Source organism: Parafrankia sp. BMG5.11 (genome assembly GCF_004337455.1).
The window spans coordinates 1-10,717 of the sequence record NZ_SJXI01000096.1; the positions used below are offsets into that span (position 1 = coordinate 1).

The window sequence follows — 10,717 nt, forward strand, 5'->3', positions numbered from 1 at the left end:
CGCACGCGCGGGGATCTTCCGTGGCACGAGACCACCGCCACGGCGACGATCAGGTCGTCCCCGCACGCGCGGGGATCTTCCCAGCAGCGACGAGCCGGGCGGGGCCTCGTGTGTGTCGTCCCCGCACGCGCGGGGATCTTCCCCCGACCGACGACGTCACGGTCATCCTGAGCCCGTCGTCCCCGCACGCGCGGGGATCTTCCCGCAGTCTACCTGCGGGTATGCGGAACTGTAGTGTCGTCCCCGCACGCGCGGGGATCTTCCGGCCGCGGCGTGCGGGGGTGTCGTCGTTCGGGAGTCGTCCCCGCACGCGCGGGGATCTTCCGCACCCCTGTGTAGCGGCCTATCGTGCCGCTGAGTCGTCCCCGCACGCGCGGGGATCTTCCCTACTACCGCAGCTTCGCGATGATGTCCGCTGTGTCGTCCCCGCACGCGCGGGGATCTTCCCACCCACCGGTCATCGACCGAGGTTTCGCCGGAGTCGTCCCCGCACGCGCGGGGATCTTCCCCCTCATCGCGGCCGTTGCGACCGTCTACGTCCGTCGTCCCCGCACGCGCGGGGATCTTCCCGCGATGTGACCTGCGCCACGCCGTCGCGGTTCGTCGTCCCCGCACGCGCGGGGATCTTCCACCGGAGGGGTGTTGAACACAACCGCCCGCAACGTCGTCCCCGCACGCGCGGGGATCTTCCTGGCGGGACCACGTCGAGCCCGGCGTCCAGGATGTCGTCCCCGCACGCGCGGGGATCTTCCTTGGGTAGGGATGAGCGCCAAGGCGGGGCCTCCGTCGTCCCCGCACGCGCGGGGATCTTCCCGACGACCACCAGCGGGTGCAGCGGGAGACCGGGTCGTCCCCGCACGCGCGGGGATCTTCCCGACCGCAGCAGGAGGAGCAGGGATGACGATGTGTCGTCCCCGCACGCGCGAGGATCTTCCCCGGGCCGGGACGCGCCGCAGCCGGGTGCTGCTGTCGTCCCCGCACGCGCGGGGATCTTCCCTCCGCTTCCCTGGCGTACCGGTCGGACCGGTAGTCGTCCCCGCACGCGCGGGGATCTTCCCCACAGGGGGTGGCCCGTGCCATGCGGATACTGGTCGTCCCCGCACGCGCGGGGATCTTCCCCGCGCCGAGCGGGTCACCTCGCCCCGCGGGGAGTCGTCCCCGCACGCGCGGGGATCTTCCCTGCCGGTACAGCCGCTGCCGGACGGTCGCCTGGTCGTCCCCGCACGCGCGGGGATCTTCCCGCCTCAGCCCCGGCAGCGATCGCGAGCTGCAGGTCGTCCCCGCACGCGCGGGGATCTTCCCATCGCGTCGATCGCGGCGACGAGTGTGGTCCCGTCGTCCCCGCACGCGCGGGGATCTTCCGGCGGACGTGGTCGACGGACTGTTCTCGCTCGGGTCGTCCCCGCACGCGCGGGGATCTTCCCGAGAGTCCGCCGCCGTGCGCCTCGCCCGCGCCGTCGTCCCCGCACGCGCGGGGATCTTCCCGACGTCGGGACCTACGCCGCCCCCGGCCGCGAGTCGTCCCCGCACGCGCGGGGATCTTCCCAGCTCGGCCGGGGGCTCCGCCGGCAGGGTGTAGTCGTCCCCGCACGCGCGGGGATCTTCCCGCGCCGGCAGCGAGCATCCCGACGCCGGTCATGTCGTCCCCGCACGCGCGGGGATCTTCCGGTGGACGTGATCGGCTCCGAGCTCGACACCGAGTCGTCCCCGCACGCGCGGGGATCTTCCGGTGCCGTCGCTCTCGAACCACTGCAGCCCCATGTCGTCCCCGCACGCGCGGGGATCTTCCCCGGCCGGGCGGTGGGTTCATGGCCACGGGTGGGTCGTCCCCGCACGCGCGGGGATCTTCCGCCGGGGCGGCGGAAGAAGGGCACGAAGAAGACGTCGTCCCCGCACGCGCGGGGATCTTCCTCATGATCATGGTGTGCGCCGCCCCCTCCATGCGTCGTCCCCGCACGCGCGGGGATCTTCCCGGGTTCGACCTGACCCATTCCTCGATTTGGGCGTCGTCCCCGCACGCGCGGGGATCTTCCGGGCTCGTACGTACGGTTCGATCGAGGGGGAAGGTCGTCCCCGCACGCGCGGGGATCTTCCCAGGCCCTCGAAGGGCAGGCCGACGTGGCGGGAGTCGTCCCCGCACGCGCGGGGATCTTCCCAGCAGTTCGCGCCGATCCTCGCCCAGCAGATCGTCGTCCCCGCACGCGCGGGGATCTTCCCGCGGGCACCGCGCCGTGGGCGGCGGTCGGGATGTCGTCCCCGCACGCGCGGGGATCTTCCCCGGGCGGTTACCTCCGCGTCCCGTTCCTGCCGGTCGTCCCCGCACGCGCGGGGATCTTCCGCGTCCAGCTTCGGCGACAAGATCAGCCTGCGGGTCGTCCCCGCACGCGCGGGGATCTTCCCACGGACCGGCGGATCATCCGGAGGGCTTTCACGTCGTCCCCGCACGCGCGGGGATCTTCCCGGCTACGGCACCCCCGGCGACCATCCCCAGTGGTCGTCCCCGCACGCGCGGGGATCTTCCCGAGGGTGTGTGGAACCTCGTCGTGCCGGAGGGGTCGTCCCCGCACGCGCGGGGATCTTCCCATCTCCAGGTGTAGAGGTATCCACATGTGGAGGTCGTCCCCGCACGCGCGGGGATCTTCCCATCTCCAGGTGTAGAGGTATCCACATGTGGAGGTCGTCCCCGCACGCGCGGGGATCTTCCCATCTCCAGGTGTAGAGGTATCCACATGTGGAGGTCGTCCCCGCACGCGCGGGGATCTTCCTCTGGCCACCGTGATGGTGTGCCTGTTCAGCCTGTCGTCCCCGCACGCGCGGGGATCTTCCACCGCCGAAGGGCACGACGGCGCCCGGCTGGTCGTCGTCCCCGCACGCGCGGGGATCTTCCTACCGATGACGGCTAGTGCGTTGTCCGCGAATGCGGGTCGGTTCTTGTTGATCAGGCGGCGTTTCGGACGTGGCCCCAGCGGTGCTGGCGCTCGGAGCGGATACGGGCGCGTTCGCGGCGCTGGACTTCCAGCACCGCTGGGTCGCGGCGGTGGGTGTTGCGCCAGCGCAGGTAGGCGTGCAGGTCGCGGGCGAGCGCCGGGTGGTTGGGCGGATCGCTGTTACCGAGGGCGAAGCCGCGCAGGGGGCCGAAGTGGGCCTCGATCGGGTTGGCCCAGGACGCCTGGGTCGGGGTCAGGCACAGCTCGGCCTTGTGTCGGCGGGCCCAGGCGCGGATCGCGGTCGTCTTGTTCCCGGACCAGTTGTCCAGGATCACGTAGATCGGGGCACCGTCCGGGCGGGCGGCTCGGATGCTTCGCACTGCGGCCAGGGTGTGGTCGGCTCCCTTGCGCTCGCGCACGACGCCCCACAGGGTGTCGTCACCGACCGAGTAGCAGCCGTGGAAGTAGCGGATGCCGTGGGTGCGGTGGTAGGTGGCCGGCAGCCGGTCAGGGTGGCCGGCCTTGGCCCAGCACAGCCCGTGGCAGGGGCGGATGGACAGCGGTCCGAACTGGTCGAAGGCGAAAGTACCGGTCAGGGAAACGGCGGGTCACCTCCTCGATCCGGGCCAGCTTGGTCTCCGCGTCCGGGTCGCAGGTCTCCTTCCAGGTGCGGGTGCGCTGGAAGGAGATCCGGTGCTGGTGCAGCAGCTCGCCCAGTCGTTGGCGGCCGACGATGACCGGGGGTACCCCGGCCGGCGGGTGGCGCAGATAGTCGGACAGCTTGCGCAGGCTCCAGCGGGTGAACGGCAGCCCCAACGCCCTCGGCCTTGTGCGGGCGACCTCGATGATGCGGGCCTCGCCGTCCGCGGTGATCCGCCACGGACGGCCGCCCGCCCACCGCGGGTCCAGGCAGTCCAACCCCCGGTCGTTGAACGCGTGGATGACGTCCCGGACGGTGTCGGGATCAGCGGCGACCAGGGCGGCGATCGCCTCGTTGGTGTTCCCTGACGCCGACGCCAGGATCATCATCGCCCGGCGGATCCTCACCGCGTCGTGCCGACCCCGCCGCACGATCCGCAGCAGGGCTTGTCCCTCCTCGTCCGTCAACCGACGGCCATGTACCGGCTTCGCCATCGCAGACCCCTCCCACGAGCAGGAGCAGATACCTGCGCATCACCGCAAACCGAGATCGCCACACCTCGCCCGGCAGACGTTCACGGACAGCGCACTAGGGGAAGGGGTCTCGGTGGTCGTCCCCGCACGTGCGGGGATCTTCCCGTCACACCGGCGGCCCGAAGGGGCGTGAACACATTGTCCCCGCACGCGAGGGGATCTTCCCGAGCCGGGCAGGCTGACGATCGCCGTGGGGATGTCGTCCCCGCACGCGCGGGGTCTCGCAAGGCGGCCGACGCTACCGGACGATGCCAGCCACGTCGTTCCGGCACTGGCGGGGCAGCGCGAGAACGACTTGTAAATCGTGGTTCCGGGGTTCGACGTCACCCCACGCCCGTACGACCCTTGTGGCCTGCGGCGGGAGTGACGTGGTGCGCGCCAGCGGACCACGAAGCGGAAATTACCAGTCGTCCTCGCGCCAGCCGGCGTCCTCGTGGCTGGCTACGTCGACGACAACGAGCACTATCTGCCGATGCCGCACCACCCGCAGGGCCCGCCGGCGAGTTGACCGGTAGCAGTCAGTGAGATCTCCGCGTCCGGCCATCGGCTGTCCTCTGCGTCGACCGCTGGCCGGGACGGACCGGGTCTTCCTGGTTTGCGATCAACTACGCGGTGTTACTGGCTGTGTTCTGTACCAGTAAGGGACAGCGTGACTGTTATGTCGTGGCGTCGCCGGCCATGCCCCGGCCGCGTGTGTGCGCATTGTGTGCGCGGATGCTCCGGCACGGCGCGACATTTTCCGGCACGTTCCGACACCGAAAATGCCCCGACCTCGGATTTTCCGGCATTGCGCGTCATTTCCCGGCACGTTCCGATACGCGGTATTCCGTCTTGTAATCGAGCGGCTAGGGGTTCGAGTCCCCTCGCCGGCTCCAGACAGATGGCCCCTGACCTGCGGTTTTGCAAAGAAAAAGATCATCTTTTCAAGATCGATAGGGGTTTGGGTGCGCATTGGGCGCGCATTCGGCGGGTTTGTGCAGGGAACGATCATGAATGGGGTGTCGCCTCAGGGTGCGGGGGCCGGGATCTGCGGTTGAGGCACCGTCCCGACAGCGGTGACGCTCTGTTACCGTCGCGCCGTCTGCTGCCTTGAGGCGCGGGCGGGACGCGGTCAGAACGATGTTCATCGGCTGACGGCGGCCGATCCGCCGTCCCACCCCCGGGTCGCCGTGGCGCGGGGATCGGACGTTCGCGGCGCCCCCAGGGTCAATCGTGGGCGTGGGCGTGTGCGCATGGGCCGATGGTGTCCGGGGCTTGACGCCTCCGGGTCTGGTTGTTGAAGTACGACAGGGCCGACAGTCGATCATTTTGCCGACCACGGTTACACCCTAAAACCTTGCTGGTGACGCCCTGTAGAGGTGGTGTGCGAGTGTCTCATGGGCCGTCGTGGAGGTTGCGGGGGCGTGGTCGGTGTGGACCGTTGCAGCTGTGAGGCGTGGGATTGCGTGGATTAGTGCGTGTTCGGCGTCGACGGCGATGGCGTGTGCCTGCACGATGGTGAGGTCGGCGGGTAGCACGATGTCTGCTTCGGCGCGTAGTTGGTGGCCGATCCACCGTAGTCGTATTGCTCCGACTTCTTGTACTCCGGCTGTGGTGGCCAGAGCCGTTTCGGCGGCGTCGACGAGGCTGGGGTCGACCGCATCCATGAGCCGCTGGTAGATCTCTCGGATCGCGTCGCGGAGGACGGCGAGGATCGCCACTGTGATCACGAGGCCGATGAGGGGGTCCGCGATCTGCCAGCCGGCCGCGACTCCGCCTGCACCGGCCAGCACGGCGAGGGAGGTGAAGCCGTCTGTTCGGGCGTGCAGCCCGTCTGCGACCAGTGCCGCGGAGCCGATTCTGCGACCTGTGCGGATGCGATAGCGGGCGACCCATTCGTTGCCGACGAAGCCGACGAGACCCGCGATTGCCACTGCGGGGAGATGGGACACGTCCCGCGGGTGGATCAGTCGATTGACTGCCTCGTAGGCCGCGAGACCGGCCGACGAGGCAATGACGAGTACGACGGCGACGCCGGCCAGGTCTTCCGCGCGGCCGTATCCGTAGGTGAAGCGGCGGGTGGCTGGGCGGCGACCGAGGAGGAACGCGACGGCCAGGGGAACGGCGGTCAGCGCGTCGGCCACGTTGTGGATCGTGTCGCCCAGCAGGGCGACGGATCCGGACGCGACGACCACGACGGTTTGGAAGAGCGCTGTCAGTCCGAGAACGACCAGCGAGATCCAGAGCGTGCGCATTCCTTCGGTGGAGGCTTCCAACTCGGAGTCCACCCGGTCGGCGGCGTCATGCGAATGTGGTCGCAGCAGGTGTGACACCCGTTGCGTCAGCCGTCGGGCGTGCCCCGAGTGGGTCGGTACGTGCTGGTGGGTGGCGTGTGCATGGCCGTGATCATGGTGGCGTGCGTGGCCGTGGGCACGATCATGGGCGTGTTCGGGCGATCCGTGCGGCTCCGCGCGGGATGCTGGCCGGCGATGGTCACGATTAGCGCCGGAGGAAGAGGCGTCATCGTCGTGTGGGGAAGGGGCGCCTGGGCCGCCGGGGGCGGAACGCGGCGAGGGTGAATCGGCCATACGCGCAGCATCACACGAAAGAATCATCGCGGCGACGGAGCAGAACCCCGCCTCTCCTACCTGCGAGTGTCTTGCAGCTTCGTATTTTTCGCAGGAGCTGCTGTTTCGCGTTCGGGCTCCGGCTCCTGTCATCCTGTTGCAGGTGCGGCATGTTCATCTAGGGGCAAAGACTTTTGGAAGGTCATCCTCCCGTGTGGCGTGTCTCGTCTGAGAGGATGCGAATGCTTCCTCGGTAGGAATGTTCGCCGCCAGTATGCGTGTGGCGCTGGTTGGGTAATCTTCTGGTGCCATCATCAAACATGTCAGGACTTCCATGACTGATCCATCACAGCTTGATGAGACCCCGCCTGCCGCCACGATGGATGGCGAGGATGCCGCGGCCGGTGGGCACATCGCGGTGGCGGTGGACGAGCCGGAGCGGCCTCACACCAGGCCGAGGCGGCCGGGGCGCTACGCGTTGTACGTGATCGTCGCGGTGGTGCTGGTGGGTGTCGGCGCGTTGCTTCCAGGTCTGGTCGGCCGGGCTCCGGGCGAAGGCTCCGTCGATGCGGGTTTCGTGCGGGACATGTCCGAACATCACGCGCAGGCTGTGCAGATGGCGATGGTGGCGTACCGGCATGGGGCCACTCCGGAGGTGCGGGGCCTTGCGTTGGACATTGGGCTGGGGCAGGAGCGTGAGGTAGGTGTCATGGCGGCCTGGCTGCGGGACTGGGGTTTGCCGAGTGTGTCCGGCGCTGCGCCCATGCTGTGGATGCACGACGATGGTGCCGCTACGGCGGATGGCGTCCACACCGGCCATGGGCAGAGGGACGGGACGGCTGCTGGTGGGCAGGTGGTGCGGATGCCGGGGATGGCAACGGAGCAGGAACTTGCGCAGCTCGCGTCCGCGACCGGGCGCTCGGTCGACATCGCGTTCCTGAACCTCATGATCCGTCACCATGAGGGTGGTATCGCGATGGCTCAGGACGCGTCCCGGTACGCCGGGGAGAAGAAGGTCCGGCACCTGGCCCGTGCCATGGTGGTCGTACAGGCCGGTGAGATCACCGCGATGCGCGCTGAGCTTCGCCGACTCGCAGCCTTTACCTGATCGGCGCTCACCGCGGGAACGGACGTGCGTTCCCTCCTGGGATTTGGCCTGGCTCTCCCGTCCCGGCGCTGCCGGAACGGGAGAGCTCGCCGTGTGAGGGCGCATCTTGTCAGGGTGGGTCAGTCGGCGGGTTTGGAACGGGGGTCGTCGAACCAGCCGGCGGTGAACTGGCGTAGCGCATCAAGATCGAAGGTGGTGCAGGTGAGGGTGCTGTAGGCGTGGATGGCCTTGAGTGGCTCGGTCAGCTCGCTGTTCGGGCCGCCGGCGACGCGACCGGACCCGGGATCGGTGACGAAGCCACGCAGCGCGGCCAGATCGTCGGGGGGAAGGTCGGGGGTGTACTGCACGATGACGAAACCGTCGCCGATGATGTGGCCGAACGCGTTGGCGGGGACCTGGTCGGTGGGGTCGAAGAAGTCGGCGGTGGGGTGGTTGGCGCTGAAGGGGAACGTCTCGGTGCGGTCCCGGACCTGGCAGCTGCCCACCGTCTGCGCCGTCGCGGTCTCCCCTCCGGTGACGGCGAGCGCGACTGCCGCGATCGCGCCGACCCCGGCCAATGTTCCGTGGGCCAGCCGGGTGTCGCGCAGGCGGGGCAGGACTGTGCGGACCACGATGCCGACCGCGACCATGCAGGCGATCGCGAGGAGCTGCCCGATTTCGATGCCGACGTTGAACGCCAACACCCTCGGTACCAGGCCGTCGTCGGGCAGCCCGAGATCCTGAAGGCGGGTCGACAGGCCGAGACCGTGCACCAACCCGAACGCGAACACAGCGGCGGCGACCCACCACCACCGCCGGGGCTGCCCGAGGACACCGACGACCCCGACGAACACCAGGCTGAGGGCGACGACGATGTCTACCGCGGTCGGGTTCACCTGCCATCCCTCGATGGTGGCGAGGAACAGGGTGATGCTGTGCCCGGCCGCGAACAGGGAGATCGTCTCGACCGCACGGCGGGGTCGTCTGGCCAGCACCAGCACGCCGGCGACGAACAGGAGGTGGTCCCAGCCCAGCAGCATGTGTTTGATGCCCAGGGGGATGAAGCCTTCGACGGTCTTGCTGGTCGCGCCGATGCCATGCGCCGACGCGGCGTGCGAGCCCACCAGTAGGAGCAGTACGACCGTGCCGGTCAGGAACGCGCCGCGGCGTACCGCGATCAGCATGCGAGAACCTTTCTCCGGGCAGCGCAGGGAAACAGCTTTGATTTCTTCGGTTGGAGGCCGCCCACGTGGGGCCGAATCAAACCGCCAGAGCCATCGGGGCGCTGGTGGGGAAAAGATCGTGGTCGAGGTGGTGCGCATCGGAGCGTTTCTCCTACAGCGAGGGCTGCGGCGTCGCTTCAGCGGGTCGCGGGCGCGCGGAACCGTCACGCGGCGTCGGACAGGCCGTGCGTGCGCTGGCAGCCATGGGTGGCGCGAGTCAAGGGTGGCCTGTGCGGCCCATGTCGGGTTCCGGCGCGAACGAGGATCCGTGGCGGTGCGCCGGTTCCGACGACGAGCATCTGGGCGGCCTGACGCGGCGCATCGCCCGCGCTGGAACGCTCCGGGCGTTCTCAGGTCTTGTGGGCGAAGCATCGGAGTCCACGACGTGGCACGACGGAACGATGTCCGTAGCGACCGTGCCGATCAAGCCCACGCGCTGCCCCGCACCAGCAATGGATCGCACGAGGTGCTGCTTGGCGTAGTGGACTATCGGCCGCGGGCTGTCCGTTCTCCCATCCGGTCAGGCAGGCAGGCCGAGCGGAGGCCCCCGCCGTGCGAGTGCATGGCGGAGCAGTTGCAGACCTACCGCGACCGACACGCGGCACGGGACAAGCGGACTCGGAGCATCGCAGGCAAGCGGCAAGGGCAACGCGAGACGGCGACGCAACCGTCGCAGCAGCCTGTGGGTCGCCGCGGTGGCACGGCGGCCCGCACGCCACAGCAGCCGCTCGCCGCATGCCAGCCACCACGCGAGGCACACCGCTGCCAGCAGATGCGCGCCGAGCATCAACGGCCCGCCGTGCAGCAGATCCACACCGTGCCCGTCGAGATGGCCAGCCGCCGGGCCACCCGCATCCGACCGGGCAGGGTGATGATGGTCTGCCTGGGCGGACATCGCGAACGCGATATGCAGGCAGAACTGCACCGCGACGACAAGGCCGACCAGACGCCGTCGGGTCACCCGCATCGCGGCCAGCCCCCAGCCGGCCCGCCAGGTGAGGAGAAATCCGACACCGGTAATGAGGAAGGACGGTGCGGGCGCGGTGGACGCGGCGTGCGCGGTAACGGCAAGCGCGACAGTGAGGACGGTGATCACGCCGGACCGGAGGATACGTCCAAGCGGGGTCGCCGCCCACGCGGCAGACTGCCGGGTTGGCAATGGTCCGGCATCGCCTGACCGCACAGTCGCCGGGATGCCCACGACGAAAGTGTAGAAGCGGCGAAGACCATGGTCACACCGCAAGGGCCTCAAGCAGGAACGGAAAGTCTGCGCGTGCGTTCTGCTGGCAGCAGTGCTGGGCAGAGACGTGTCGGCGTCCGACCGGATGACGCCGTCTTCGAAGCGGTGCCGCGGGCCAGCAGGACCCCTTGCGCCAGTATGTCGTCACTGGCGATCAGCCAGGGTGACCTGTGACGGACCGCGCGGCGGTGACCAGTGCCAGCACCAACCAGCCTGTCTCCCGTAGCCGGATCTCCGACATGATCTACCGGTGTGAACGGGACGGGCTACGGGGCTGGCCTCCAGCTGGGACGTCTGCTGCTGACCCAGTCCTCTATCGCCGCGACGGTCGCTGCGGGGCGTACGTCGAGCGTGGGTAAGTCGTGGAAGGCGACCGACACGATGTCGATCCCGTCCTCACGGCTGCCGATGTCCGCACCCCAGAGGACCTGCGCCGCGAAGAGAAGGTTGATCTCGTGGAAGGGTTCGCCGTCTTCGTCGTAGGCATGCTCGATGCAGCCTAGGAACTCGACGTTCCGGAC

The 10,717-nt window shown here is 69.2% G+C and carries 5 protein-coding genes, 2 pseudogenes and 1 CRISPR repeat array; of the genes and pseudogenes, 1 reads left to right on the top strand and 6 read right to left on the bottom strand.

The annotated features are described in order from the left end of the window. A CRISPR array of direct repeats spans positions 1–2,887; the repeat unit is 20 nt; unit sequence CGCACGCGCGGGGATCTTCC. Between the two features lie 51 nt (positions 2,888–2,938). The 3 genes and pseudogenes from E0504_RS54635 to E0504_RS43640 all read right to left on the bottom strand — a co-directional run bounded on the left by E0504_RS54635 (position 2,939) and on the right by E0504_RS43640 (position 6,667). Continuing rightward, a pseudogene (locus E0504_RS54635) lies at positions 2,939–4,061 on the bottom strand (IS630 family transposase). A 439-nt stretch (positions 4,062–4,500) separates the two neighbouring features. After that, positions 4,501–4,644, bottom strand: a complete 144-nt coding sequence (locus E0504_RS50915; RefSeq protein ID WP_165938806.1) for a hypothetical protein — start codon at positions 4,642–4,644, stop codon at positions 4,501–4,503. A 784-nt stretch (positions 4,645–5,428) separates the two neighbouring features. Beyond that, on the bottom strand, positions 5,429–6,667 hold the full coding sequence (locus E0504_RS43640) for a cation diffusion facilitator family transporter (protein ID WP_131627355.1): 1,239 nt from the start codon (positions 6,665–6,667) through the stop codon (positions 5,429–5,431). Between the two features lie 313 nt (positions 6,668–6,980). Between E0504_RS43640 and E0504_RS43645 the strand changes: the two genes are divergently transcribed. Beyond that, positions 6,981–7,754 carry a DUF305 domain-containing protein gene (locus tag E0504_RS43645; protein WP_243657895.1) on the top strand — a complete coding sequence of 258 codons (774 nt, stop codon included), beginning with the start codon at positions 6,981–6,983 and terminating at the stop codon, positions 7,752–7,754. Between the two features lie 119 nt (positions 7,755–7,873). On the opposite strand, the gene E0504_RS43650 is transcribed toward E0504_RS43645, so the two are convergent. The 3 genes and pseudogenes from E0504_RS43650 to E0504_RS50920 form a co-directional block, all read right to left on the bottom strand. Beyond that, complete coding sequence (locus E0504_RS43650; protein WP_165938807.1) at positions 7,874–8,917, bottom strand: HupE/UreJ family protein; 1,044 nt, start codon at positions 8,915–8,917, stop codon at positions 7,874–7,876. 559 nt (positions 8,918–9,476) lie between these two features. Continuing rightward, a complete protein-coding gene (locus E0504_RS43655) occupies positions 9,477–10,052 on the bottom strand; it encodes a hypothetical protein (RefSeq protein WP_131627359.1) in 576 nt (191 codons plus the stop codon). A gap of 410 nt (positions 10,053–10,462) precedes the next feature. Continuing rightward, a pseudogene (locus tag E0504_RS50920) lies at positions 10,463–10,717 on the bottom strand (NUDIX hydrolase); the annotation flags it as partial.